General features: G+C 73.8%; 18 protein-coding genes. 9 read left to right on the top strand and 9 right to left on the bottom strand.

What is annotated here, in order from left to right:
• Positions 1 to 25: 25 nt before the first annotated feature.
• A complete protein-coding gene (locus ADL34_RS02745) occupies positions 26 to 853 on the bottom strand; it encodes a DeoR/GlpR family DNA-binding transcription regulator (protein ID WP_062667814.1) in 828 nt (275 codons plus the stop codon).
• 289 nt (positions 854 to 1,142) lie between these two features.
• On the opposite strand from ADL34_RS02745, the gene ADL34_RS02740 reads away from it, so the two are divergent.
• A complete protein-coding gene (locus ADL34_RS02740) occupies positions 1,143 to 3,470 on the top strand; it encodes a hypothetical protein (RefSeq protein WP_062668174.1) in 2,328 nt (775 codons plus the stop codon).
• Between the two features lie 26 nt (positions 3,471 to 3,496).
• Here ADL34_RS02740 and ADL34_RS02735 read toward each other — a convergent pair whose 3' ends face one another.
• The 4 genes from ADL34_RS02735 to ADL34_RS02720 form a co-directional block, all read right to left on the bottom strand.
• The gene (locus tag ADL34_RS02735; RefSeq protein ID WP_062667813.1) at positions 3,497 to 5,935 is read right to left on the bottom strand and encodes a right-handed parallel beta-helix repeat-containing protein; all 2,439 of its coding nucleotides are present in this window, start codon (positions 5,933 to 5,935) and stop codon (positions 3,497 to 3,499) included.
• 109 nt (positions 5,936 to 6,044) lie between these two features.
• Positions 6,045 to 6,650 (bottom strand): hypothetical protein, encoded by a 606-nt coding sequence (locus ADL34_RS02730; RefSeq protein WP_062668173.1) that lies wholly within the window; start codon positions 6,648 to 6,650, stop codon positions 6,045 to 6,047.
• A 123-nt stretch (positions 6,651 to 6,773) separates the two neighbouring features.
• Positions 6,774 to 7,601: an MOSC domain-containing protein gene (locus ADL34_RS02725; RefSeq protein WP_062667812.1), complete on the bottom strand. Its 828-nt coding sequence runs from the start codon at positions 7,599 to 7,601 to the stop codon at positions 6,774 to 6,776.
• Between the two features lie 41 nt (positions 7,602 to 7,642).
• Complete coding sequence (locus ADL34_RS02720) at positions 7,643 to 8,080, bottom strand: DUF6643 family protein (protein WP_062667811.1); 438 nt, start codon at positions 8,078 to 8,080, stop codon at positions 7,643 to 7,645.
• A gap of 299 nt (positions 8,081 to 8,379) precedes the next feature.
• On the opposite strand from ADL34_RS02720, the gene ADL34_RS02715 reads away from it, so the two are divergent.
• On the top strand, positions 8,380 to 9,675 hold the full coding sequence (locus ADL34_RS02715; protein ID WP_062739758.1) for a TerD family protein: 1,296 nt from the start codon (positions 8,380 to 8,382) through the stop codon (positions 9,673 to 9,675).
• Positions 9,676 to 9,687: 12 nt separating this feature from the next.
• On the opposite strand, the gene ADL34_RS02710 is transcribed toward ADL34_RS02715, so the two are convergent.
• Positions 9,688 to 10,881 carry a glycosyltransferase gene (locus tag ADL34_RS02710; protein WP_062669861.1) on the bottom strand — a complete coding sequence of 398 codons (1,194 nt, stop codon included), beginning with the start codon at positions 10,879 to 10,881 and terminating at the stop codon, positions 9,688 to 9,690.
• A gap of 39 nt (positions 10,882 to 10,920) precedes the next feature.
• Between ADL34_RS02710 and ADL34_RS02705 the strand changes: the two genes are divergently transcribed.
• Positions 10,921 to 11,706: a glutamate racemase gene (locus ADL34_RS02705; RefSeq protein WP_062669859.1), complete on the top strand. Its 786-nt coding sequence runs from the start codon at positions 10,921 to 10,923 to the stop codon at positions 11,704 to 11,706.
• A gap of 105 nt (positions 11,707 to 11,811) precedes the next feature.
• A complete protein-coding gene (locus ADL34_RS02700; protein WP_062669857.1) occupies positions 11,812 to 12,354 on the top strand; it encodes a hypothetical protein in 543 nt (180 codons plus the stop codon).
• Between the two features lie 10 nt (positions 12,355 to 12,364).
• Here ADL34_RS02700 and ADL34_RS02695 read toward each other — a convergent pair whose 3' ends face one another.
• A complete protein-coding gene (locus tag ADL34_RS02695) occupies positions 12,365 to 13,432 on the bottom strand; it encodes an O-antigen ligase family protein (protein WP_062669856.1) in 1,068 nt (355 codons plus the stop codon).
• A gap of 259 nt (positions 13,433 to 13,691) precedes the next feature.
• Between ADL34_RS02695 and lnt the strand changes: the two genes are divergently transcribed.
• The 4 genes from lnt (at position 13,692) to ADL34_RS02675 (ending at position 18,749) form a co-directional block, all read left to right on the top strand.
• Positions 13,692 to 15,302 (top strand): apolipoprotein N-acyltransferase, encoded by a 1,611-nt coding sequence (lnt, locus tag ADL34_RS02690; RefSeq protein ID WP_062669854.1) that lies wholly within the window; start codon positions 13,692 to 13,694, stop codon positions 15,300 to 15,302.
• Between the two features lie 72 nt (positions 15,303 to 15,374).
• The gene (locus ADL34_RS02685; RefSeq protein WP_062669852.1) at positions 15,375 to 15,854 is read left to right on the top strand and encodes an NUDIX hydrolase; all 480 of its coding nucleotides are present in this window, start codon (positions 15,375 to 15,377) and stop codon (positions 15,852 to 15,854) included.
• Positions 15,855 to 15,909: 55 nt separating this feature from the next.
• Positions 15,910 to 16,719, top strand: a complete 810-nt coding sequence (locus ADL34_RS02680; protein ID WP_062669850.1) for a 3-hydroxybutyrate dehydrogenase — start codon at positions 15,910 to 15,912, stop codon at positions 16,717 to 16,719.
• 89 nt (positions 16,720 to 16,808) lie between these two features.
• The gene (locus tag ADL34_RS02675; RefSeq protein WP_062669848.1) at positions 16,809 to 18,749 is read left to right on the top strand and encodes a helix-turn-helix domain-containing protein; all 1,941 of its coding nucleotides are present in this window, start codon (positions 16,809 to 16,811) and stop codon (positions 18,747 to 18,749) included.
• Positions 18,750 to 18,806: 57 nt separating this feature from the next.
• Here ADL34_RS02675 and ADL34_RS02670 read toward each other — a convergent pair whose 3' ends face one another.
• A complete protein-coding gene (locus tag ADL34_RS02670) occupies positions 18,807 to 20,192 on the bottom strand; it encodes an MFS transporter (RefSeq protein ID WP_062669846.1) in 1,386 nt (461 codons plus the stop codon).
• A 239-nt stretch (positions 20,193 to 20,431) separates the two neighbouring features.
• On the bottom strand, positions 20,432 to 23,824 hold the full coding sequence (locus ADL34_RS02665) for a S8 family serine peptidase (RefSeq protein WP_234374934.1): 3,393 nt from the start codon (positions 23,822 to 23,824) through the stop codon (positions 20,432 to 20,434).
• 225 nt (positions 23,825 to 24,049) lie between these two features.
• On the opposite strand from ADL34_RS02665, the gene ADL34_RS02660 reads away from it, so the two are divergent.
• Positions 24,050 to 25,033 carry a helix-turn-helix transcriptional regulator gene (locus ADL34_RS02660; protein ID WP_062669842.1) on the top strand — a complete coding sequence of 328 codons (984 nt, stop codon included), beginning with the start codon at positions 24,050 to 24,052 and terminating at the stop codon, positions 25,031 to 25,033.
• Positions 25,034 to 25,334 lie beyond the last annotated feature (301 nt).

The following is a 25,334-nucleotide window of genomic DNA, read 5'->3' as shown; positions in this document are numbered from 1 at the left end:
CAGCGTCACCCTAGTTGGCGCTTCGTCAGATGTCTGCACCCTCATCGGGCTCGCCCGCCACCACCAGCCGCAGATGCTCCGCGATCTCCGCGCGGACGCCCGCGTCCAGCCCGGAGTCCGTGACCAGCGTGTCGACCTGCTCCAGCGTCGCGAACGAACTCAGCCCCACCACACCCCACTTGGTGTGGTCGGCGATCACCACGACACGCCGCGCCGACTGCACCAGACGCCGGTTGGTCTCGGCCTCCGCCAGATTCGGCGTGGACAGCCCGGCCTCGGCCGATATCCCGTGCACACCGAGGAACAGCACGTCGAAGTGGAGCGCCGCGATCGCCTGGTCGGCGACCGGGCCGACCAGCGAGTCGGACGGGGTGCGCACCCCGCCGGTGAGCACGACCGTGGCCGCGCCCTGCCGGGGGCCGGTCGTGCGCTGCGCGGCGTGGAAGACGTCGGCCACCCGCACCGAGTTGGTGACCACCGTCAGATCGGGGACGTCGACCAGCCGATGCGCCAGCGCGAACGTCGTCGTGCCGCCCGACAGGGCGATCGCGCTGCCCGGCGCGACCAACTCGGCCGCCGCCCGCGCGATGTCCTCCTTCGCCGTCAGCTCCAATCCCGACTTGGCCTCGAAGCCCGGTTCGTGCGTGCTCGCCTCGACCACCGGGACGGCGCCGCCGTGCACCTTCTCCAGCACGCCCTGCCGGGCGAGCGCGTCGAGGTCCCGGCGCACCGTCATGTCCGACACGCCGAGCTTGCGGGTGAGCTCGTTGACCCGCACCCCGCCTCGGCGCCGTACCTCGTCCAGGATCAGGGCGCGTCGCTGCTCCGCGAGGAGGTTCTGATTCTCGCTCACGTACGCTCCGGTCCTCTCGCCGCTGCCGTCCGACCTGCCCCGCCACCCTGTCCGACAAGGACATTCTCGCCCCTGCCCGGGCGCGGGACGACCCATCCTCGCACGGGCCGCCCCCACCCGCGCCACCGGCCGCCCCGACGCGTGCATGCCACTTTCCGGGTCGGCCGTCGGCCCGCGCCGCACACGCTCCGGGGAGATTCCGTGACGGGAGGTGTACGAGGGCCCCGGAACGGAGATCCTGTGCCCGCACGGACACACGCGAGGGCTCGTCACGGGGGAGGTGCCGAAGATGGGACGTGCGCGCGAACACGCCTCGACGCACAAAGAGGACACGGCGCCGCCGGACACCTGTAACGCGGGGGAGGCCAGGATCGCCCTGGAACTCCTCGTCCACGGCGTCGGCGGCACCACACCGCAGCAGATGCTCGACGACCCGCGCACCGAGCGGATCACCGGCGACGACACCGCCGCCGTCTTCCGCCGCGCCGACGACGTCGACGCCGAGAGCCGCCCCGGCGACCACCGGGGCCGGCCGGTCCCCGAGGCGTACGTCTGGTGCAACCTCACCTCCGGCAACAGCGCCCGCGCGTTATGGCTGCTGCTCCTGCCCTTCATGGTGGTGAACCTCGCCCACTGGATGCGCCCCGCCGCCCGTGACCGCGCCCGCACGGTCCGCGTGTACGGCGTGCTCGTCCGGCTCGCGGGTCTCACGCTGACCGTGCTGCTCGTCGCCGCCGCCTGCGAGGTCGCCCTGGACCTCACGGCCTGGCAGTGCGCCGGCACCGACGCCTGCGCCGGCCGGCACAGCTGGCTGGGCTTCCTGTCGGACGGCGGCTGGTGGAGCAGACCCGGCCGCCGACTCGCCCTCGCCGCCGTCGTGCCCACGACCCTCACCGGACTGCTCTGGTACCTCTCCCGGCGCACCTGGAGCGCCTACGAGTCCCAGCAGCCGATGGCCCGGCAGCCCGAACCCGACGAGACGGCCGGCGGCACCGCCCTCGGGCGCCCCGGCTTCTGGTACGGCCGCCGACTCGTCGCCCGGCTGCGGGCCGCGCACACCGCCGCCGGACTGCTGACGGTGGCCGCCGCCGTCGGTTCCGCCGCGGCCCGCTTCGACCGCCGCCCGGGCGGCCCCCCGCTGCTCGACGCGCTCGGCCGGCTCCTCGACGCGGCCCTCGTCGTCGGCGCGGCCGCCGTGGTGTGGGTGGTGTGCCGCCGGGGCCGCAGCGAGAACCGGCTGGACCGCGAGCTCGACGCCCATCTGGTCCGCCGCCTTCCGCTCGCCGCCCTCGCGCTGCTCGTCCTCACCCTCGTCTACGCCGGCTGGGAGCGGCCCGGCTGGCAGTCGGCGGGCCGCCTCCCGGGCGACGCCACCTTCGGCGCCATCGCCCTCCTCCAGGGCCTGACCGCCGTCACCCTCGCCGTCGTCGCGCACCTCCTGCACCGCACGGCACCCGACCCGCGCGCCGCGATGCGCGGCCTCGGCGGGCCCGCCGTCGTGATGCTGGCCTGCGCGCTCGGCGGTGTGATGTCCGGCGGCGTCTCCCAGCGCGTCGCCGACTGGCTGGACGGGACCGGCGCGTCGATTCCCGGCCCGCCCGTCCTGCTGACCTGGCAGGCGTCCGTGATCCCCCCGCTGCTGGTGCTCCTGCTGCTGCTCCTCGGCCTGCTGGCGCGGAGGGCCTGGCGGCTGCGCCGCGCCGAACTCGCCGCCGTCGAGGCCGACTACGCCGACGAGCCCCACGACCTCGTCCGCACCCGCCGTATCGCGAGCACCCGCGCGATGGCCACCCTCACCGACCGCGCGCCCCTCGTCGTCGCCGTCACCGCCGCCGCGACCCTGCTGCTCGGCGCCGGAGCCCTCGCCGGCGCGCTGACCACCGGGGACACCCCGAGCGAGACGGCGGCGGGCACCTACGCCGTCGTGCACGGCGCCGCGCAGACCGCGCAGGCCCTCGGCTCCTGGCTCATCGGCTTCGGCTTCATACTGTTCGTCACCTGGGGCCGGCGCGCCTACAAGGACGCCTCCGCCCGCCGCACCATCGGCATCCTCTGGGACGTCGGCACCTTCTGGCCGCGCGCCGCACACCCCTTCGCGCCACCCTGCTACGCCGAACGCGCGGTGCCCGACCTGACCTGGCGGATCGCCACCTGGACCCGCGCCGAGGAAGGCCGCCGCCTGGTCCTCTCCGGGCACTCCCAGGGCAGCGTCCTCGCCGCGGCCGCCGCCTGGCAGCTGACCCCGGCCGACCGCGGACGGGTCGCGCTGCTCACCTACGGCTCCCCGCTGGAACGCCTCTACGGCCGATGGTTCCCCGCCCACTTCGGCCCCGACGCGCTCGCCTCGCTGCACGCCGAGGTGGACTGCTGGCGCAACCTGTACCGGCGCACCGACCCCATCGGCGGGCCGGTCCGGCTGCCCGGCCACGCGGGCCCCGCCGTGGACCGCGAGGCCCTCAGGGACCCGCTCGCCTACGGGCGCACCGCCGAACACCCGCTGCCCGCACCCATCCACGGCCACAGCGACTACCAGGCCGACCCCGCCTTCGCGGAGGAACGGCAGCGGCTGCTCGGCCGGCTGCACCCGGAGGTGCCGGGGCAGCGCCCCGAGAGCTGACCGGCGCAGGCCGGGCCCCGCCCGGGTCAGGCCGGCTCGGGCAGGTCCTCCGTGTACAGCAGGGTCAGATCGTCCGTGCTGGGCTCCGGGAGCTGGGCCACCCGGCCCGCGTGCCGCTCCACCATCGCCTCGAAGGTCTGCCGGGCCGTACGGCCGTTGCCGAACGCGGGGCCCTTCGGGAGCACCGTGAAGTACTTCCGCAGCGCCTCGGCGACTCCCGGGCCCAGCCGGTACTCGTGCTCCTCCGCCTGCTGCTCCACGATCCGCAGCAGCTCCTCGGGCCCGTAGTCGCTGAAGGTGATGGTCCGTGAGAAACGGGACGCCACACCCGGGTTGACCTGGAGGAAGCGCTCCATCTCCGCGGTGTAGCCCGCCACGATCACGACGACCGCGTCCCGGTGGTCCTCCATCAGCTTCACCAGGGTGTCGATGGCCTCCTTGCCGAAGTCCCGGCCGGAGTCCTCCGGGGACAACGCGTACGCCTCGTCGATGAACAGCACACCGCCGCGCGCCTTCTCGAACGCCTCCTGGGTGCGGATCGCCGTGGAGCCGATGTGCTCGCCGACCAGGTCGACCCGGGACACCTCCACCAGGTGCCCCTTCTCCAGCACGCCCAGGGAGGCGAGGATCTCGCCGTAGAGACGGGCGACCGTCGTCTTGCCGGTGCCGGGGGAACCGGTGAAGACCAGATGCCGCTTGACCGAGGCCGCCTTCAGCCCGGCCTCGCGGCGGCGCCGGCCCACCTCGATCATGTCGGTCAGCGCGCGCACCTCGCGCTTGACGCTCTCCAGGCCGACCAGCGCGTCCAGTTCACCGAGGACGTCCTGCGAGGTCCGGGACGCCTGCCCGGGCAGCGGGACGCCGGCCGCCTCCTCCTCGACGCCGCGCGGCACCGGGACGGAGCCAAGGAGACCGCCGGGCGCCTGGTGCGCCGTCTGCACCACGGGCTCCGGCATCGGGGGCTGCTGCCGCAGGCTCACGCTCTCGTCGCTCGTGCAGTCCTCGACGTCCGGGCCCGACCCGGGCCCGTCGCCGCCGCCCTCCGCGAACTCGTAGCCCCCGCGCGCACAGCGCTCCGTCCGGCACTTGCGCAGCGTCGTACGGCAGCCGTCGATCACATGGAAGCCGTAGCCCGCGCTGCCCCGGACCCGGCAGTTCAGGAAGGTGCCGCGGCCGCCCGCCGAGACGTAGAAGCCGGCCTCCGCCGGGGAGTCGACGGTGCAGCGCTCGATCGTCGGGTCGGCGCCCTTGGTGACGATCACCCCGGTCTGCGTGCCGTCCACCGTGCAGTTGTTGAGCGTGCCGCCGCTGCCGTGGTCACGGAACCAGGCACCCGTCGCGGCGTCCCGGATACGGCAGTCGTCGAGCTGGGCGGTGGCGCCGTCGCTCACCGACACCGCGGTGTTGCGCACCTGGGACAGGTCGCTGTCCACGACGTCCGCGCGGGAGCCCCGGTCGAGGACGAACAGCGCGTCCGGCACGTCGTGCACCCGGCAGGAGTCCAGCACCGCGGTGGCGCCGTCGCTGACCCACACCGCCGGGTAGTCGCCGGTGCTGTCGAAGATCTCGCACTGGTTGGCGTCGACGCGGGTGCCCGGGTCCCACACCGACAGGCCGTTGCGCCCGAACTGACGCACCGTCGTACGGGTGAGGGTGAGCACCGAGCGCGACCGCAGATCGACCGCGTTCTCCGGGATGTCGTGGATCCGGCAGTCCGCCAGGGTCAGCACGGCGTCCGTGTCGAGGGTGACCCCGTCGGACGTGGTGCGGTGCACGTCGCAGTCGGTGAGGTGGGCGGTGGCCCGGCCGGTGATCTGCACCCCGGAGCCCCGCACCTCGTAGATCTCGCAACCGACCGCCTCCAGCGCGGAGTTGTCCCCGGTCGCCGTCAGGCCGGAGCCCGAGGTGTGGTGCACCCGGCAGCGGTCCAGGCGGGGATGCCCGCCGCCGCGCACCGCGACGCCGGCCTGTCCGGCCGCGACGACCTCGCACTCCTCGAACACCCCGCCACCGCCGTCGAGCACGGCGATGCCGACGCCCGCCGGATTGTCGACGGTGCAGCGCCGCACCGTGGGCCGGGCGCCGCCCCGCACCTCGATACCGGCCGCCGAGCGTGTGACGATCCGCATGCCGGACAGCTCCGGGGTGCCCTCCTCGATCAGCAGCGCGGGCGCCGCCGCGTCCTGGCCCTCCACATGCAGGTCCAGCACCACCGCCGAGGCGCGGACCGTCAACGGCACGCCGTCCAGGGGCGCGATGCGCACCGAGCCGGGGGAGCCCTCGGGTCCGCGCAGGGTGATCGCCTGCCGCACCACGAGGTTCTCCCGGTAGGTGCCGGGCGCGACGGTGAGGACGTCCCCGTCGGCCGCGGCCTCCAGGGCCGCGGCGAGCGACGCGTACTCACCCGTGCGGCGCCGCCACCGCGAAGTGCCGGTGTGCGTCACCTGGACCGTGCCCTGTGCCATGGTGTTGACGTGCCCCCACCTCGTAGTACGCGGGTCTGCCTGCCGAGGACCTCGGCCGGTCCACCGTAGCGTGCGCGCGGACGGTGGGTTGACCAGAGCCGGAAGGCGGTCAGCTGCCGGCGCCGGTCCGGCCCCAGTCGGGACCGGCCTTGTCCCAGGCGCGGTCCCAACTCAGGTATCTGCCGCGGACCATGCGCCAGACGATCAGGCGTCTGGCGGCCTCTATCAGGGCGATCGCGAGCAGCGCGGCACCGAACCCGGCGATCACGGCGTGCGCCGACGCCGTCGCGAAGTCCAGCGGCGGGGCCGCGACCCGGCCCTGACGATCGGTCCACAGCGGGAAGCGGGTGCCCGGCTCCGGGCTGTTCAGATCGACGGTGACCGCGCCGTGGCGCGCGGTGCCGTCCGCGGCGGTCCAGTCGGCCAGGACGCGGGCGCGGACCCCGCGTCCGGCGGTGGTCTCGGGGTCGAGGTCGAGCCGGGGCCCGTCGAGGGTGCGCACCACGGTCGCCCACACCTGGTGCCGGGACGCGCGCTGCTGCCGCACGGAGTCCTGGAGGGACTCCTGGGCGACGCCGCCGACCAGGGAGCCGGCGGTGGGCGCGGCGACGGCGATGAGCAGCATCGCCAGCAGGGCCACCCAGCCCTCGGCCACGTCGGTCCGACGGCGCAGCGGATTGTGCCGCCAGCGCCACAGTCCCGCGATCGCCCGCATCATCGGTCACCCCCCTTCCGGCTCCGTCACGCCCCCGCGCGCTTCACACACATCTCACAGCATGCCCAACGCGCGGCCCCTCCGCCCCGGTTCCCGTGAAGCACCGGACTCGCACAGATCTTCTCAGCCGAGGACGTCGACCGGGTCACCGGCCCGGATCGTGCCCGGGCCCAGGGGGACCAGGTTCTGGCCGAAGACCAGCTTGCCGCCCATGCGGCGGTGTCCGCCGAGGGTGCGCAGGGGTTCCTTGCCGCGGTCGCCGGTGCGCTGGTCGGTGGTGGTGACCGCGCAGCGCCCGCACATCGTGGCGACCCGGAAGGTGACCTCCCCGATGGCGACGCGGGTCCAGTCGTCCTCGGCCCAGGCGGCGGTGCCCGCGACGACGACGTTCGGCCGGAAGCGGTTCATGGGCAGCGGCCCCTCGGCGGCGTGCTCACCGCGGGCGATGAGGGAGTTGAGGGCGTCGAGGGAGGCCGTGGTGGTGAGCAGCAGCGGGTAGCCGTCGGCCAGGCTCACCGTCTCGCCGGGCAGGGCGTGCTCCGGGTCGACGGGCCGGCGCGTCGCGGGGGAGTCCAGGTGCACCAGGCGCGCCTGTGTGCCGAGATAGGTGCTGCACCAGCGGTGCGCGGCGTCGTCCTCGGCGGGGACCGTCTCCACCTTGTCGCCGAAGATGTCCATCGGCACGGTGCCGTCCGCGCGCGGCACGGCGACCGTCAGGGTCTCCATGCCGGGCGCGGACAAGCGGACGCCGCCGCCGGGCATCGGCTCGGCGGCGGCGCGCGCCAGCCGCGGATGCCGGCGCTGTGTCACGACCTTTCCCCCAGCGTCGATCAGCGCCCAGCGCCGGTCGCCGGCCAGCCCCCAGGGCTCCACGACAGCCTCCCGGAGCTCGATGCTCCGGAACGCCTTGACCGGGTGGACGTGGATCGACTGCAGCTGTGGGTGTCCCATGGGGTCATCGTGCCAGGTGGCGCCGACGACCCGGGGACGGATCAGTAGCCGCGGTACTGCTGCTGGTTGTTGTACGGGTCCTGGTACTGCTGCGCGGCGGGCCGGGGGGCGGCGGGGCGCATGGCCTCGTAGCCCATGCCGCCGGGAGCCACCGGGCGAGGCTGCTGCGGAGCCTGCGGACCGGGGTATCCCCGCGGGGCGGCCTGCTGCGGGATGTACGCCGCGGGCGCCTGCTGCAGCGGAGAGGGCTGCGGCGCCTGCGGGTAACCGTAGGAGGGCTGGGACGGGCCCGCCGGGAGGGCGGGGAGCGCGGACGGCAGCGCGGGCAGATGACTGGCCGGGCTGTCGTACGCGGCGGGGACCCGGATCGGGGCGATCTGCGGGGTGCCCCGCTCGGCCACGAGCGAGTCGTAGATCGGGGTGTCCGGGAAGGAGGCGGAGTAGTAGCCGCCGCCATACGTGGAGCGGGGGGAGGTCATGGCACATAAGGTAAGCCCACGATGTGCTGGTTGGGGAGACCGATAAGAGGGTTGTTTTACGGTTCCCCAGTGACGCCGGATCCCCAATGCGAGCGAACTTGGCAAAAAGGGACGGCAATCGGCGTTCAGATCCGGTAAAGGCCGAGTTCCGAGGGCGTTACCGGCGGTTGACCTCAGGTCTTCTCCTCCCCCTCTCCAGGGTTCCCGGGTGCGCGGAATAGGTTGACCCTGTAGAACTCGACGGGCCGCCGGGGACACCCTCGGTGCGCGAAGATCAAGTGATGGGGGCGGACATGACAATGTCGAAAGGGTCCAATGTTCCGGTGCCGGCCACGGCTTTGACGGTCGAATTGGGCTGGCACTCGGCGCCGGGCACACCCGACGTCGACGCCTCGGCCCTGTTGCTCGTCGGCGGAAAGGTCCGCTCCGACGCCGACTTCGTCTTCTACAACCAGCCCGCGCACGCCTCCGGAGCCGTCCGGCACGAGGGCAGGACGAACGCCGGCGGCCAGGTCACCGACCGCCTCGTCGTCGACCTCCCGCGCGTGGAGCCCGCGATCGAGACCGTCATCCTCGCCGCGTCCGCGGACGGCGGGTCCTTCGGTCAGGTGCGGGACCTCTACATCGAGGTCAGGGACGCCGCGCAGGGCACCGTCGCCGCCCGCTTCGACAGCACCGGCGCCACCGTGGAGACGGCCTTCGTCCTGGGCGAGTTCTACCGGCGCCAGGGCGCCTGGAAGTTCCGCGCCGTCGGCCAGGGCTACGACACCGGCCTCGCGGGTCTGGCCACCGACTACGGCATCACCGTCGACGAACCCCAGCAGGCCGCACCCCCGGCCGCGGCCCCCATGACGCCGCCCCCACCCGCCTCGCCCGTCACGATGCCCCCGCCGCCCGTGACCGCGACCCCGCCCGCCATGCCGACGGTCCCGCCGCCCGTCCCCCAGGCGCCCCCGGTCAGCCTCAGCAAGGTGACGCTCACCAAGGCGTCCCCCTCCGTCTCCCTGACCAAGCAGGGCGGCACCTCGGGAGCCATGCGCGTCAACCTCAACTGGCAGGTGCGCAAGCAGTTCTCCGGCTGGGCGAGCAAACTCGGCCGCCCGGTCGCCATGCACGACGACCTCGACCTCGACCTGTGCGCCCTGTACGAGCTGTCCGACGGACGCAAGGGCGTCATCCAGGCACTGGGCAACGCCTACGGGGCACTGCACCAGCCGCCCTACATCCACCTCGACGGCGACGACCGCACCGGCGCCATGGCGAGCGGCGAGAACCTCACCATCAACCTCGACCACAAGCAGGCCTTCAGCCGCATCCTGGTCTTCGTCACCATCTACCAGGGCGCGCGCTCCTTCGCCGACCTCAACGCCACGGTCACCCTCACCCCGCAGCACGGCGCCCCGGTCGACTTCTCCCTCGACGAGTGCACCGTCCCCTCCACGGTGTGCGCCCTCGCCCTGATCACCCGCAACGGCGACGACCTCGTCGTCCAGCGTGAGGCCCGCTACCTGGTCCCCGAGCGCGGCGTGAGCCCCCAGCGCACCGTCGACCACGCCTACGGCTGGGGCATGAACTGGACCCCGGGCCGCAAGTAGCCGGCGCGGGCCTCAGCCCTCGTCGGGCACCGTGCCGGGACGCGGGTAGGTGCGGCCCTTCCAGGCCGCGCCGCGCCCCCGGTAGTGCTGGACGGCGGAGTCCGCCGTCATCAGCAGATAGAGGAAGGCCGTCACCGGCAGCAGCGGAGCGAGCCACAGCGGCTGCCGGTAGTAGTGGAGCATCGGCACGTACGTCGCGGTCATCACCAGCCACGCCAGGCCGCCCAAGGCCGCTGTCATGCCGTCTCCGGCAGCTGCCCCCCAGGCCAGGGCCGCCGGCGGCACCAGATACACCAGTGCGATCCCGGCGATCGTCCCGAGCAGCAGCAGGGGCTGGTGCCGCAGCTGCGCGTAGGCACTGCGCGACACCATCTGCCACAGGTCGGCCAGCCGCGGATACGGCCGCACACTGTCGACCCGGTCCGCCAGCCCCAGCCAGATCCGGCCCCCGCCGCGCTTCACCGCGCGCGCGAGCGCCACGTCGTCGATCACGGCGCCCCGGATGGCGTCCGGGATCCGCGCCCCGACGGCGGTCTCGGCCCGCAGCAGCACACAGCCGCCCGCCGCCGCGGCCGTCCGCGTCCCCCTCCGGCCGATCCGGCGGAACGGATACAGCTGCGCGAAGAAGTACACGAACGCCGGCACCACCAGCCGCTCCCACAGGCTGTCCACCCGCAGCCGGGCCATCTGGGAGACGGCGTCGAAGCCGCCCGCGCGGGCCGCCGCCACCAGCTCCCGCAGACTGTCCGGGGCATGCGCGATGTCCGCGTCCGTCAGCAGCAGGTACTCCGGCTCCCGCGCGCGGGCCAGCCCGATGCCGTGGCGCACCGCCCAGAGCTTGCCGGTCCAGCCGGCCGGCGGTTCGCCGGGGGAGTCCACGGTCAGCGGCAGGCCGCCGTGCTCGCGCGCGAGCCGCCGGGCCAGCTCGCCCGTGCCGTCGCCGCTCCCGTCGTCGACGAGGAAGATCTCCGCGCGCCCCGGATAGTCCTGGGAGAGCAGCGACGGCAGGCTCGCGGGCAGCACCGCCGCCTCGTCCCGCGCGGGGACCACGACACAGACGGACGGCCAGTCCCCGGGATCGGTACGCCGCGGAAGCCTGACGTCCGTGCGCCAGAAGAAGCCCTGGCACAGCAGCAACCACAGCCAGGCGGACAGGGAGCAGGCGGCGATCCACGCGAAGGCGCTCACGCGCGCAGTCTGCCCCACGGCAGCCGCCCGTAAGGGCCCATCGTCTATCGTGGCCGGGTGAAGATCGCGCTGATGGACTCCGGAATCGGCCTGCTGGCGGCGACGGCCGCCGTACGGCGGCTGCGACCCGACGCGGATCTCGTCCTCTCCCTCGACCCCGACGGCATGCCCTGGGGACCGAGGACCCCCGAGGACCTCACCGCGCGTGCCCTGGCCGTCGCCGAGGCCGCCGCCGCGCACCGGCCGGACGCCCTGATCATCGGCTGCAACACCGCCACCGTGCACGCCCTGCCCACCCTGCGCTCCCGTCTCGAACCCGGCATACCGGTCGTCGGCACGGTCCCGGCGATCAAGCCGGCCGCCGCCGGCGGAGGCCCCGTCGCCATCTGGGCCACCCCCGCCACCACCGGCAGCCCTTACCAGCGCGGACTGATCACGGACTTCGCGGACGGTGTGCACGTCACCGAGGTCCCCTGCTTCGGGCTGGCCGAGGCCGTCGAGCACGCGGACGAGACGGCCATCGACGCCGCCGTCGCCGCGGCCGCCGCGCTCACCCCCGAGGACGTCACCACGGTCGTCCTGGGCTGCACCCACTACGAGCTGGTCGCCGAGCGCATCCGCGCCGCCGTGCAGCGCCCCGGCTTCCCGCCGCTCGTCCTGCACGGCTCGGCCGGGGCGGTCGCCGCGCAGGCGCTGCGCCGGCTCGGCGAGCAGCCCGCCCCGCGGGCCGCCACCACCGGCACCCTGACCGTGCTGCTCAGCGGCCGCGAGGGAGCCCTGCCGGAGGCGGCCCTCACGTACGCGGAAGGCCGTCTCCTCAAGGCGACCAGCCCCGCCGGCTGACCGCCCGCCGCCGGGCGGACCGGTCCGGTCCGCTCTCGTCCGGTCGGAGCAGTCACGCTGTGCAGCGTGGTACCACCTCAGCGGAATCTGAGTAACCTCATAGCCATGAGGGACCACCCCCACGGCAGGAAGCCGCATCCCGACGTCTGGACCGGGCGGGCGACCAACAGGGTCCAGTGGCTGCTCGCGCTCGTCGGCGCCGCCTGTATGGCGCTCGGTATCGAGCTGGCGGTCGACTCCGCGTGGACGGGTGGCCTCGCCCCCCTCGTCATGGCCGTCGTCGGCTGCATCGCCGCCGGACTGCTCGTCCTGTTCGGCACCCTCGCCTTCGTGCACGTCGCGCTCAAGGTCGACCAGGAGTGTCTGGAGGTGCGCTGCGGCCACATCGGCGTGCCCCGCCGCCGCATCCCCCTCTCCCAGGTCGTCGGCGCCGACTTCCTGCCCTTGGTCACCCCGCGCCACTGGGGCGGCTGGGGCTACCGGTGGCGGCCGGAGAAGGGCACCGCCGTCGTCGTACGCCGAGGTGAGGGGCTGGTCCTGCGGCTGGGGGACGGGCACTCCTTCACCGTGACCGTGGACGACGCGGAGGCGGCCGTCCGGGTCATCGAGGACCGACTGCGCGCCCGGACGGCGGGCACCGCGCTCTGAGCCCCGGCGCTCACGGCACGGGATGACCGTCCCGCGCGCGGGACGGGGACTCGCGGCTCCGGGACGATTCGAGCGTCAGGGGCCGTGCCGTCGCCAGCCCCGCCAGCAGCCCCGCGCCCACCGACACCGCCGTGAAGCTGAGCGCGTTGCCGACGGCGGCGATCGCGGCCACGGCCGTCAGCGTCGCGCCGGCGGTGAGGGCGACGGGCGTCGGCCGCCGGGTGCGCCACAGGGCGAACAGCATCCAGCAGAAGGCCGCCGCGAGCAGCAGCAGACCGACGATTCCCTGCTCCGCGGCCTGCTGCAACGGCGCCGAGTGCGGTCTGGTGTCCGCGAGCACCATGCCGCCGGCCGGCCCGCCGAGTTCCCCGAAACGGCCCGGCCCGATGCCCAGCGCGGGATCGTGGCCGGCCAGGCGCAGGGCGTCGTGCCACAGCTCGACCCGCTGCCGGGTCAGCTGCCCCTCCAGCCAGCCGCCGAGCCCGCCCGGCACCGCCTTCCCCGCGATGGCCCAGGTGAGCCCGGTCACCGCGAGCGCCGCCACGGCCAGCCCCGCGATGCCTACCCCCCGGTGCACCTGTGCGGCGGCGAGCGAGCAGAGCAGGACGGCCGTGCAGAGGACGAAGCCGCTGGTGGAGCCCAGCACGCCCGCCGTCACCGCGATCCCGGCGGCCAGCACGCGAAGGCCCAGGCGAAGTGGCGTGGACCTCGCCGACCAGGCCGCGCAGCAGGCGGCGCCCGCCGAGAGGGTCAGAACGGCCGCCGTGGCCCCCGTGTGGCCCAGCGGCGGGAGCGGCTGGGGGCCGGGCGCCAGCCGCGGGACGGCCAGGGTGAGCGTCACCCCGGCCAGCGCGCCGGCGCAGGGTGCGGCGACCGGCAGCAGCGCGCCGCCGATCCGCCCCACCGCGTAACCGGCGGCGACCGCGAGCACCGCCAACAGGACGCCCTCGGGGCGCCCGCCGTGGACGGCCGCCGAGATCAGCGCCCAGGCGGCGCAGGCGCCCAGCACCACGATGCCCGTCGCGTCAGAAACGTTTCGTCTGTCGCTGTCCTCGTCCGGACACGTCCCGGACGTCATCCCCGTGGAACCCACCCCGCCCCCCGCATTGGTCCCCCGACCTGTGACGGACCCCGTCCCACCGGACCTGAACCGGCTGTGACCGGGGCTGCGGCATACCGTAACGGCACGCGGGCGTTTTGTGGACGTCTCGTGCACGGGTCATCCGCCGAGATGCACGGAAGCCGGCCCGGCGGCGGGGGAGCGCGCCAGGCCGGTGGGCCGCCCGCCGCCCCGGCCGCGCTGTCGGCCGCGCGCCCGGCCGCCGTACACTCCGGGAGTGACCGTCACCGCTACCTCCGTGGACGAGTCGGACCAGCTCAAGCCGCCGATCGCGCCCTCGCCGCGCGCGGCACGGCTCATGCGTCTGGTTCCGGCCCTCACCGCCGCGCTCTCCGGAGTGCTGCTCTACGTCAGCTTCCCGCCCCGCACCCTCTGGTGGCTGGCCGTGCCTGCCTTCGCCGGCCTCGGCTGGGTGCTGCGCGGCCGCACCTGGAAGGCGGGACTCGGCCTCGGCTACCTGTTCGGCCTCGGCTTCCTGCTGCCGCTGCTGGTGTGGACCGGTGTGGAGGTGGGTCCCGGACCCTGGCTCGCGCTCGTGGCCATCGAGGCGGTCTTCGTGGCGCTGGTGGGCGCCGGGATCGCCGCGGTGTCGAAGCTCCCCGGCTCGCCGCTCTGGGCGGCCGCCCTCTGGATCGCCGGAGAGGCGGCCCGCGCGCGGGCGCCGTTCAACGGCTTCCCCTGGGGCAAGATCGCGTTCGGCCAGGCCGACGGCGTCTTCCTGCCGCTGGCCGCCGTGGGCGGCACCCCGGTGCTCGGTTTCGCCGTGGTCCTGTGCGGCTTCGGCCTGTACGAGGTCGTGCGGCTCGCCGTGGACGGCCGCCGCACCCGGACGGTACGGCGACCCGCCGCGGCCGTGGCCCTGCTGAGCGTGGCCGTGCCCGTGGTGGGCGCCCTGGCCGCGCGGCCCCTGGTCGGTGACACGGCGCAGGACGGCACCGCGACCGTCGCCGTCGTCCAGGGCAACGTGCCCCGCGCCGGCCTCGACTTCAACGCCCAGCGCCGGGCCGTCCTCGACCACCACGCCCGGGAGACCGAGCGCCTGGCGGCCGAGGTGAAGGCCGGCAAGGTCCCCCGGCCCGACTTCGTGCTGTGGCCGGAGAACTCCTCCGACATCGACCCCTTCGCCAACGCCGACGCCCGCGCCGTCATCGACACGGCCGCCAAGGCGATCGGCGTGCCCGTCTCGGTCGGCGGTGTCGTCGAACGGGACGGCAGGCTGCTCAACGAGCAGATCCTGTGGGACCCGGAGAAGGGGCCCGTGGACACCTACGACAAGCGGCAGATCCAGCCCTTCGGCGAGTACCTGCCACTGCGCTCGCTCGTCGGGGCCATCAACGAGGACTGGACCTCGATGGTCCGCAAGGACTTCAGCCGCGGCGGCGAACCGGGCGTGTTCACCATGGCCGGCACCCGGGTCGGCCTCGTCACCTGCTACGAGGCCGCGTTCGACTGGGCGGTGCGCTCCGAGGTCGAGGACGGCGCGCAGATCATCTCCGTGCCCAGCAACAACGCCACCTTCGACCGCAGCGAGATGACCTACCAGCAGCTCGCCATGTCCCGGGTGCGCGCCGTCGAGCACAGCCGGACCGTCACCGTCCCGGTGACCAGCGGCGTCAGCGCGATCATCATGCCGGACGGGACCATCACCCAGCGGACCGGCATGTTCGTCGCCGACTCCCTCGTCCAGAAGGTGCCGCTGCGTTCCACCGAGACCCCGGCCACCCGGCTCGGCGTCCTGCCCGAGATCGCCCTGGTGCTGGTCGCCGCGGGCGGACTCGGCTGGGCGATCGGCGCAGGCGTCCGCGCCCGGCGCGCCCGCACCACCTGACCGCACCTTTCTCCGTCCCGCCCCCGCTCCCGGCGCCCCCGGGGGCGGGGGCGGCGCCGTTAGGGTCGGGGCATGGCTACTCCTGACTTCATCCGGACGATCCGCGCCGCCGCCGGACACCAGCTGCTGTGGCTCCCCGGCGTCAGCGCCGTCGTGTTCGACGACGAGGGGCGGGTCCTGCTCGGGCAGCGGGCCGACAACCAGCAGTGGACGGTGGTCAACGGCATCCCCGAACCGGGCGAGCAGCCCGCGGCCGCCGCCGTGCGCGAGGTGTACGAGGAGACCGGCGTCCGGTGCGTCGCCGAACGGGTCGTCCTGGTCCGGTCCGGCCAGGAGGTCACCTACCCCAACGGCGACATGTGCCAGTTCATGGACATCACCTTCCGCTGCCGTGCGCTCGGCGGCGAGGCAAGGGTGAACGACGACGAGTCCCTGGAGGTGGGCTGGTTCGAGGTGGACGCCCTGCCCCGGATGAAGGAGAGCCAGCTGTTCCGGATCAAACAAGCCCTGGCCGACGAACCCACGTGGTTCGAACCTATGGAATCCGACTGAAGTATGGGCCGCGGCCATATGTGGCCGGGGGAGGGCGCTGCCTAGGGTCGAGCCCATGACCCCGCCCAGCATCCCTCCCGCCCACGGCTCGACCCCGCCCTCCCCGCTCGACCTCGGCGGGCGCACCGCCCTGGTCACCGGTGCCGCCGGCGGCATCGGGCGCGCCTGCGCGCTCCGGCTCGCGGCCGCGGGGGCCAAGGTCAGAGCGGTCGACCGGGACGCGGCCGGCCTGGAGTCGCTCGCCGAACACGCCCAGGACCTGGGAGGTGCCGTCGAGCCCCACGTCCTCGACCTCACCGACCTCGCCGCCGCCGAGCAGGCCGCCGCCGACACCGACGTCCTGGTGAACAACGCCGGGCTCCAGTTGGTGCGCCCCCTGGAGGAGTTCCCGCCGGACACCTTCCACACCGTGCTCACCGTGATGCTGGAGGCGCCGTTCCGGCTCATCCGCGGCGCCCTGCCTCATATGTACGGGCAGGGCTGGGGCCGGATCGTGAACGTGTCCTCCGTCCATGGGCTGCGCGCCTCCGCGTTCAAGTCGGCCTATGTGGCCGCAAAACACGGGCTGGAGGGCCTGTCCAAGGTCGCGGCCCTGGAGGGCGCCTCCCACGGGGTGACCTCGAACTGTGTGAACCCCGGCTATGTGCGCACCCCCTTGGTCGAGAAGCAGCTCGCCGACCAGGCCCGGGCGCACGGCATCCCCGAGGAGCGGGTCCTGGCCGAGGTGATGCTCCAGGACAGCGCGGTCAAGCGGCTCATCGAACCGGAGGAGGTCGCCGAGGCGGTGGCGTACCTGTGCACCCCGCAGGCGTCCTTCGTCACCGGGACCTCGCTCGTCATCGACGGCGGCTGGACCGCGCACTGAGCCGTGGCACGGCGACGCCCCGGACCGGCGGAAACCGGAGTTGTCCACAGGGCTGACGAGGTGGCGGTGCGATGAGCAATCCTGTCGGCATGTCCCGCGATCACGTGCAGCCCACCGAGCGTTCCGCCGCCGGAGCGCCCCCGGCCGGTGCCGAGACCCCGTATCTCGAACTGCTGGCCAGGGGCGCGTCCGCCGACGCCTACGAGCAGCCGGTGCTGCTCGCCCGCGCCGAGGGCCGGCCCACCGAGCAGATCGTCGCCCTGGAACAGGCCAAGCTGCTCGCGCTGCGCGTGCGCTCGGAGCTGGAGGGCCGGCGCAGACGCGAGGCCGAGCTGTCGGCCCTCTTCGAGACCGCCCACGACCTCGCGGGGCTGCGTGACCTCGACGCCGTCCTCCAGGCCATCGTGCAGCGCGCGCGGTCCCTCCTCGGCACAGACGTCGCCTACCTCAGCCTCAACGACCCGGCCCGGGGCGACACCTATATGAGAGTGACGGAAGGCTCGGTCGCGGCCCGCTTCCAGCAGCTGCGGCTCGGCATGGGGGAGGGCCTCGGCGGGCTCGTCGCCCAGACCGCCCGTCCCTACGTCACCGACGACTACTTCAAGGACGACCGGTTCCAGCACACCCTGGCCATCGACGCCGGGGTCCGCGACGAGGGACTGGTCGCCATCCTCGGCGTCCCGCTGACGCTGGGGCACCACGTCATCGGCGTCCTCTTCGCCGCCGACCGGCGCGCCCGGGTCTTCGAACGCGAGCAGATCGCGCTGCTCGGCTCCTTCGCCGCGCTCGCCGCGGCCGCCATCGACACGGCCAACCTGCTCTCCGAGACCCGCTCGGCCCTCGCCGACCTGGAGCGGGCCAACGAGATCATCCGGGACCGCAGCGGAGTCATCGAGCGGGCCTCCGACGTCCACGACCGGCTCGCGCAGCTCGTGCTGCACGGCGGCGGGGTGCACGACGTGGCGGCCGCCGTCTCCGAAGTGCTCGACGGCACCGTCGACTTCACCGAGGCCACCGCCGTCCCGGCCACCGCCCTGGAGGCGTCCCGCGCCGAGGGGCACGCCGTCCGGTACGGCGACGACTGGATCGCGGCGGTCGTGGCCGGCGGCGAACTGCTCGGCGCCCTCGTGCTGCGCGGTCAGCCCGGCCTCGACCCCGTCGACCAGAGCACCCTGGAGCGGGCGGCGACCGTCACCTCGCTGCTGCTCCTCGCCCGGCGCTCCGCCGCCGAGGCCGAGCAGCGCGTCCGGGGCGAACTGCTCGACGACCTGCTCGACGCCCGCGACCGCGACCCGCGCCTGCTGCGCGAGCGCGCCGCCCGGCTGCACGCCGACCTCGACGCCCGGCACGTCGTCCTCGCTGCCCGCCTCGACGCCGTCGCCGCCGACGCCGAACAGGAGGCGGACGCCCGCCGGCGCCTGTGGTCCGCCGCCTCCCACCTCGCCGCGACCCGGCACGGCCTGGCCGCCGCCCGCGACGGCGGCACGGTGCTCCTGCTCCCCCTCACCGGGGACGACACCGCCACCGCTCTGGCCCGCCGCACCGCTCGCCACCTGGGCACGGCCGTCCACGAGGCGGTCACCGTCGGGGCGTCGGCCCCGGTCGAGGACCTGGCCGCCCACCCGGACGCCGTGGCCGCCGGCTACGAGGAGGGCCGCCGCTGCCTGGAGGCCCTGCGGCTGCTCGGCCGCCCCGGGGACGGCGCCGCCGCCGAGGACTTCGGGTTCCTCGGACTGCTCCTCGCCGGCGACCGGGACGTCGCGGGCTTCGTCGGCCGCACGATCGGCCCGGTCGTCGCCTACGACGAACGCCGCGGCACCGACCTGCTGCGCACCCTCGACGCCTATTTCGCCTGCGGGATGAGCCCGGCCCGCACCAAGGACGACCTGCACGTCCATGTGAACACCGTCGCCCAGCGCCTGGAGCGCGTCGGCCGTCTCCTCGGCGACGACTGGCAGAGCCCGGCCCGCGCCCTGGAGATCCAGCTGGCGCTGCGGCTGCACCGCCTATCCGGACCCGCACGGCGCTGACCCCCGTACCCCCGGCGTGCGGGGTACGGGGGCCGGCCCGACAGGGCGTCGACCGTGTCAGACGAGGGGCGCGCCGGCCGCCGGGGCCTTGGCGGGCACCTGTCCGTCCGACGGATCGAGGTCCGTGAGATCCCGGTCGCGGGTCTCCTTGGCCACGACGATGGCGACCACCGTCAGCAGCGCGGCCGCGATGACGTACAGGGAGATCGGCGTGGAGCTGTCGTACTCCTTCAGCAGCGCGGTGGCGATCAGCGGAGCGGGCGCGCCCGCCGCGACCGAGGCGAACTGGGCGCCGATGGAGGCACCGGAGTAGCGCATCCGGGTCGCGAACATCTCCGAGAAGAACGCGGCCTGCGGCGCGTACATGGCGCCGTGCAGCACCAGGCCCACGGTCACCGCGAGGAGCAGGTTGCCGAAACCGCCGGTGTCGATGAGGGAGAAGAAGGGGAACATCCACAGGCCCACCCCGACCGCGCCGATCAGGTAGACGGGACGGCGGCCGAGCCGGTCGGACAGCGCGCCCCAGGCCGGGATCACGGCGAAGTGGATCGCGGAGGCGATCAGCACCGCGTTCAGCGCGGTCTGCTTGGACACGCCGGCCGACGTCGTGGCGTACACGAGGATGAACGCGGTGATGACGTAGTAGCTGATGTTCTCCGCCATGCGCGCGCCCATCGCCACCAGTACGTCCCGCCAGTGATGGCGCATCACGGCGACCAGCGGCATCTTCTCCGCCGTGGCGGCCGCGGAGCTCTTGCGGGCCTCGGCCTGCGCCAACGCCTGCTTGAACACCGGGGATTCGTCGACAGAGAGACGAATCCACAAACCGACCATCACCAGCACGCCGGAGAGCAGGAAGGGCACCCGCCAGCCCCAGCTGCCGAAGGCGCTCTCCGACAGCACCGCGGTCAGCAGCGAGAGCACACCGGTCGCCAGCAACTGCCCGGCGGGCGCCCCGGTCTGCGGCCACGACGCCCAGAAGCCGCGCCGGCGCGCGTCCCCGTGCTCGGACACCAGCAGTACCGCACCGCCCCACTCGCCGCCCAGCGCGAAGCCCTGCACCAGGCGCAGGACCGTCAGCAGCACGGGGGCCGCGCTGCCCACACTCGCGTGCGTCGGCAGCAGACCGATCGCGAAGGTGGCCCCGCCCATCATCAGCAGGCTCAGCACGAGCAGCTTCTTGCGGCCCAGCCGGTCGCCGTAGTGCCCGAAGACCAGTGCGCCCAGCGGCCGGGCCGCGAAGCCCACGGCGTAGGTGAGGAAGGAGAGGAGGGTGCCCACCAGGGGATCCTCCTCGGGGAAGAACAGCTTGTTGAAGACGAGGGCGGCGGCGGAGCCGTAGAGGAAGAAGTCGTACCACTCGATGGTGGTGCCGATGAGGGACGCGGCGACGATGCGCTTGAGGTTGTTCGGGGCGGGCGGAGCAGTCGCGGGCGACGACATCGGCACCACTTCCTGACGTTCGACGGGATGTTTACGTGTCGCCACACCGTAGGAACGGGCAGGTCAGAGGCGTATGTGGTAGGACCCCATAGTTTCCGGTCGAGCTATGCGCGCGGTCGCCATATCGGAGCGGACGGGGAGCTCGTGACCGCGTCGGCGATACCACATACACATGACTGCCGCCCGCGACCGATGGTCGCGGGCGGCAGTCGGTGCCGCGTCAGGAGCCGCCGGCCGCGCTAGCGCTGCACGGCGAACTCTCCGGTCAGGGCGCCGATTCCGACGGAGTAGGTGCCCACGGTGTCGCGGCGGACGGTGAACCGCACCGTCACCTCCTCACCGGGACGGACCGTGACGGCCTGCCGCTGCTCCGGCTCACCCGCCACCGTCAGGACCGCGGTGTACGTCCCCTTCGCCTCGCCCACGTTCTTCACCCGGGCGGACACCCGCACCGGTGCCCCGGGGCGGGCCCGGGACGGCGTCACCGACAGGTCGTTCGGCGCGAAGCGGGCCTCGGGGCCGGCGACCAGGTCGTGGACGAAGACGTCCGAGTGGCGGTTGGTGTCGGCGCCGACGAGGTTCGCCGACGTGCTCTCGAAGGCGACGTACCGCCCGTTCCCGCTGAGGGCGGGAAGCGCGGAGATGCCGTCCCCGCCCGCCTTGTCGGGACCGTCCGACACCCGGATCGTGGTGCCCGCCTTCCGGTCGCGCACGAACACGTCCGTCTGCCCGTTGGCGTCGCCGGGGGCGAGGTTGGACGCGTAGCTGTAGAAGGCCACCTTCGTGCCGTCCGCGCTCAGGGAGGGCGCGAAGGCCCACTGGTCGCCCGGGGTGCCGTCGCCGGCGACGTCGACCCGTTCGTTCTTCCCCGTGCGCAGGTCGTGGACGAGGAGCCGCCAGTCGTTGTCGAAGGCGACCGTGCTGCCGTCGCCGCTGATGCGCGGCGCGGTGTTCGCGCCGTCGGGCCCGTCGACCAGGGTCGTGGTGCCCGTCAGGCGGTCGAACACGAAGATGTCGGCGGTGCCGTCGGTGTCGCCCGGGACGAGGTTGTCCGCGGTGCTCTGGTAGGCGACGTACCGGCCGTCGGCACTGATGGTCTGCTCCCGGGAGGGGCCGTTGCCCGGTGCGCCGTCGGCCGTTCCGGAGACACGGACGGTGGTGCCGGTCTTGCGGTCGTGGAGGAACACGTCGGTGGTGTCGTTCGTGTCCCCGGCCACCAGGTTGTCGGCCTCACTGTTGAAGACGGCGTAGCGCCCGTCGGAGCTGAGCGACGGGGCCGAGGTCAGGCCGTTCGCCTGCGTGCCGTCGGAGGCCACCGACACCCGCTCCGTGACCCCGGTCGTCCGGTCGTGCACGAAGGCGTCCGTCTCCCGGTTGGTGTCGCCCGGCACCAGATTGGTGGCGCCGCTGCTGAACCCGACGTACCGGCCGTCCGCGCTGAGCGTCGGGGTCAGGGAGAAGTCGTCGCCCTGGGTGCCGTCCGAGGCCACCGACACGCGTGCGGTGGTCTGCTTGTCCCGGTCGGCGACGAAGATGTCGAGCGTGCCGTTGGTGTCATCGGGCACCAGGTTGGAGGCGGGGCTGGCGAACGCGACGACCCGGCCGTCGTCGCTCAGGTCGGCCCACCAGGCGTCACTGTTCGGCTGCTTGCCCTGACTCGTCACGGACACGCGTTCGGTGGCCGGCGGGCGGGGCAGCGCCAGATCGGCGTGCCGGGCGCCGGAACGGCCGTCCACGGTCACCGCCAGCGGCCGGGACCGGGAGATGCCGGGGGCGGTCGCCGCCACCTGGTACTCACCGGCGGGCACGTCGTGGATGGTGTAGCGGCCTTTCCGGTCGGTCACCGCCGACAGCGTGTCCGGTACGTCCTGGACCGTCACGGTGGCGCCCGGCACGGTCGTCCCGGTCGGGCCGTACGTCACCGTCCCGCTGACCGTGGCCCACCGGGTGCGGGTCAGCTCCAGAGCGACGTCGGTGTAGCGGTCGGCGCGCACCCGCTGCCGGGTCGTGGTGTCCACGTACCCGAAGCGCGACAGCTTCAGTTCGTGGGTGCCCGGCGCGAGGCGGAGCGAGAAGCGGCCCGATGCGTCCGTGGTGACCGTGCGGCCGGTGTCGGCGCGCGCCACGGTGACGCCCGCCAGAGGCTTTCCGCTGCGCTCGTCGGTGACCGTGCCGCGGACCCCGCTGCGCAGGGCGGCCTCGTTCACCGCCGCGTACGCGTCGATACGGCCGTGGCCGTAGCGGGGGTTGGGCAGCGTGCCGTAGCGGTCGTCGGCGTGGGAGGTGCCGGACAGGATGGCGAGAGCCTCGTCGACGGTCAGGTCCGGCTGGGCCTGGAGCATCAGGGCGACGGTCCCGGAGACGTGCGGGGTCGCCATCGAGGTGCCGTCGAGCGTGCCGTAGCCGCCGTCGGGGAGCGCCGACAGGACGTCGACACCGGGGGCGGAGACGTCGGGCACCACATAGGTGTCGGGCCACTCGGCGGGCGGCGCACTCCAGTTGCTCTTGTGGACGACCTCGCCGCAGGAGAAGTCGGCAACGTTGTCGTCGGCGTCGGTCGCGCCGACCGAGACGGACTCGTAGACGTTGCCGGGGCTGGCCGAGCCCTGGAGGCACTCGTTGCCGATGGCGAACGCCGGGAAGATGCCGGCGCGCGCGATGTTGCGGGCCGGCTCGACGAGTTCGTCGGCGTAGCCGTCGGAGCCGAGGGACATGCTGACCACGTCGGCGGGCTTCCCTGCGGGGGTGCCGTCGGCGGCGTAGGGGGCGATCGCCCACTGCATGCCGGCGATGACCTGGGCGAGGCTGCCGCGGCCACCGGGGATCACGAGCCCGCCCATCAGATCGGCGCCCGGTGCCACGCCGATGCGGGTGCCGGAGGCGTCACCGCCGGCGACGGTACCGGCCACATGGGTGCCGTGGTACGCGCTGTCGTGCGGCACGGAACCGGGAACCGGCCGGCCGTCGGCGTCGAACTCGATCCAGCCGCCCGGGTGGGTGGGGTCTGTGGGGTCGGCGCTGGTCAGCTTGCCCGCGAGATCGGGATGGCCGGCGTCGATGCCCGTGTCGAGGACGGCGACGCGGACTCCGGCGCCGGTGATCCTGCCGTCGGACCGCACCTTGTCGGCGCCTATCTTGGCCAGGCCCCAGGTGGTGGCCCCGGTCGTGGCACGGGCGACGGCCTTGGCGCCCTTGTCCACGGTCTCACCGGGCGGGGTCTCCAGGGTGAAGTTGGGGATGACCCGCTCGACCGGGGAGAGCGCCGCGAGTTCGCGCAGCGTGTCCGGCGTGGCCTTCACCAGGATCATGTTCTTGAGCCAGAACGTGTTGAGCACCCGGTCGCCCCGGGCCTCGACCAGGTCGGTCACCGGTGCCTGGCCGGTCTTCGTGTCCCGGGCGAGTGCGCGGCGCACTTCGGCGCCGGTGGCGCCCGAGGCGAGCTTCGCGGTGCTCGCGCGCAGGACGACGGCCGCCTCGACGCGTCCGTCGCCGCGTGCTTCGGCGGCGTTCATCCGCTTGAGCACCGCGGGGTCGATCTTCGATCGGGCGGCCGCCGCGGCGGACGGGCCGGGAGGGGAGTCCTGCGCCATCGCAGGAGCGGCGGTCAGTGCGGTGGCGCATATGCCGAGCACGGACAACAGCGATCTGTACCGGTGTTGCCCGCGGGGCGGACGGGCCGGGAGCGGCATGGGGCACTCCTTCTGCGACGCGTGTCCGCGTCGTGGGGTCGAGCCGATCACGTGGCTCGAGAACGCTGACATCCGCCGTGAACTCCTGACAAGATCGTCCGGCGGCGACTTTGCGTCAGCCGGCAGGAAGACGACAGGTGTCGGCAACAGGGAGGGAGGGCACACGCCGTGCTCGAGTCGATCGGCCTGGACGAGCGGGACGAAGCCGTGTACGACGCCCTGATCCGAAGGGCCCGCGCCACCGCCGCCGACCTCGCGGCCGACTGCAACCTCCCCCCGCGCGTCACCGCCCGGGCCCTGCGGTCCCTGGTCGACCTCGGTCTCGCCTCCACCGCGCAGGGACGTCCCGTCGTCTATGCCGCGCTGCCGCCCGACAGCGCCCTGGAGGCCGTACTGCGTGAGCGGGAGCGGGCGTTGAACGGCGTACGCTCCCATCTCTCGGGACTGATGTCCCTGTATCGCGCGGGCAGCCGCTTCGCGCACCCCGGTGAACTCGTGGAGGTCATCTCCGGCCGCGACGAGGTCAACCGGAACTGGGCGCAGATGCAGCGGGCGACCCGCACGCAGGTACGGGGCTTCGACTGCCCGCCGTACGCCGCGGCGGCCGGCCACTCCGAACCCAACCCGGTCGAGCTCGAACTGCTCGCCAGGGGCGTCAAGTACCGCGTTCTCTACGACAGTTCGGTGCTGGAGCTACCGGGGTGGCTGGAGGACGTGTCGGCGGGGATACGCCTGGGGGAGCAGGCCCGTATCGCCACCGGACTGCCGACCAAGCTCGCGATATCCGACGAACGGATCGCCATGCTCCCCCTGCTGCGCCCCGGTGACAACGCCGTGACCGCCTCCTACGTCATCCATCCGTCGCCCCTGCTCGACGCGCTGGTCGCCCTGTTCGAGGCGGTGTGGGAACGGAGCGTGCAGATCCGGCCGTCGGCACCGCCCACGGCCGAGGACCTCCCCGAGCGGTTGACACCGGAGGAGGAGAAACTGTTGACCCTGCTGGCCTCGGGAGCCACCGACAAGTCGGCGGGCCGCGCCCTGGGGTGGAGCGAACGCACCGTGCAGCGGCACATCACCCGGCTCCTGCGGCGCTTCGGCGCGCAGACCCGCTTCCAACTGGCCATGGAGGCCACACGCCGGGGCTGGATCTGAGCTGGGGAACACGGGTCCGTCCCGGGGAACCGGGGTGACGGCGACACCGGCGGTCACGGCGACGACGTCGATCACGGCGTCCACGGCGCCAACGGCGTCCCGGCACCGCGCAGCCGACGGGTGCGGTGCGGTGCGGTGAGGGTGCGGATGCTTGCCCTGCGCGTGTCGCCGTCACAGGTCGTGCAGGCCCGGGCTCCACTGCCCTAAGCCCTCGGCTCGCGCCCGGCCCGACCTCCGCGCCCCTCACCCGCGGCCCCGGCCGCCGCCCCCGCCTCCCGCCCGCCCTGACAACTCGCGCCCA

Origin of the sequence: Streptomyces sp. NRRL WC-3605 (genome assembly GCF_001509795.1) — a bacterium.
In the GTDB taxonomy this organism is placed as follows: Bacteria; Actinomycetota; Actinomycetes; order Streptomycetales; family Streptomycetaceae; genus Streptomyces; species Streptomyces viridochromogenes.
Note: the sequence above shows the minus strand (reverse complement) of the source record. Positions and strands in the feature narration are given on the sequence as shown.

Excerpts from the sequence above, each read along its gene's own strand:
- ADL34_RS02725 (WP_062667812.1), bottom strand. The coding sequence starts at position 7,601 with ATGGGACACCCACAGCTGCAGTCGATCCACGTCCACCCGGTCAAGGCG.
- ADL34_RS02740 (WP_062668174.1), top strand. The coding sequence starts at position 1,143 with ATGGGACGTGCGCGCGAACACGCCTCGACGCACAAAGAGGACACGGCG.
- ADL34_RS02735 (WP_062667813.1), bottom strand. The coding sequence starts at position 5,935 with ATGGCACAGGGCACGGTCCAGGTGACGCACACCGGCACTTCGCGGTGG.
- ADL34_RS02715 (WP_062739758.1), top strand. The coding sequence starts at position 8,380 with ATGTCGAAAGGGTCCAATGTTCCGGTGCCGGCCACGGCTTTGACGGTC.
- ADL34_RS02730 (WP_062668173.1), bottom strand. The coding sequence starts at position 6,650 with ATGCGGGCGATCGCGGGACTGTGGCGCTGGCGGCACAATCCGCTGCGC.
- ADL34_RS02680 (WP_062669850.1), top strand. The coding sequence starts at position 15,910 with ATGACCCCGCCCAGCATCCCTCCCGCCCACGGCTCGACCCCGCCCTCC.
- ADL34_RS02695 (WP_062669856.1), bottom strand. The coding sequence starts at position 13,432 with ATGACGTCCGGGACGTGTCCGGACGAGGACAGCGACAGACGAAACGTT.
- ADL34_RS02675 (WP_062669848.1), top strand. The coding sequence starts at position 16,809 with ATGTCCCGCGATCACGTGCAGCCCACCGAGCGTTCCGCCGCCGGAGCG.
- ADL34_RS02670 (WP_062669846.1), bottom strand. The coding sequence starts at position 20,192 with ATGTCGTCGCCCGCGACTGCTCCGCCCGCCCCGAACAACCTCAAGCGC.
- ADL34_RS02685 (WP_062669852.1), top strand. The coding sequence starts at position 15,375 with ATGGCTACTCCTGACTTCATCCGGACGATCCGCGCCGCCGCCGGACAC.
- ADL34_RS02700 (WP_062669857.1), top strand. The coding sequence starts at position 11,812 with ATGAGGGACCACCCCCACGGCAGGAAGCCGCATCCCGACGTCTGGACC.
- ADL34_RS02720 (WP_062667811.1), bottom strand. The coding sequence starts at position 8,080 with ATGACCTCCCCCCGCTCCACGTATGGCGGCGGCTACTACTCCGCCTCC.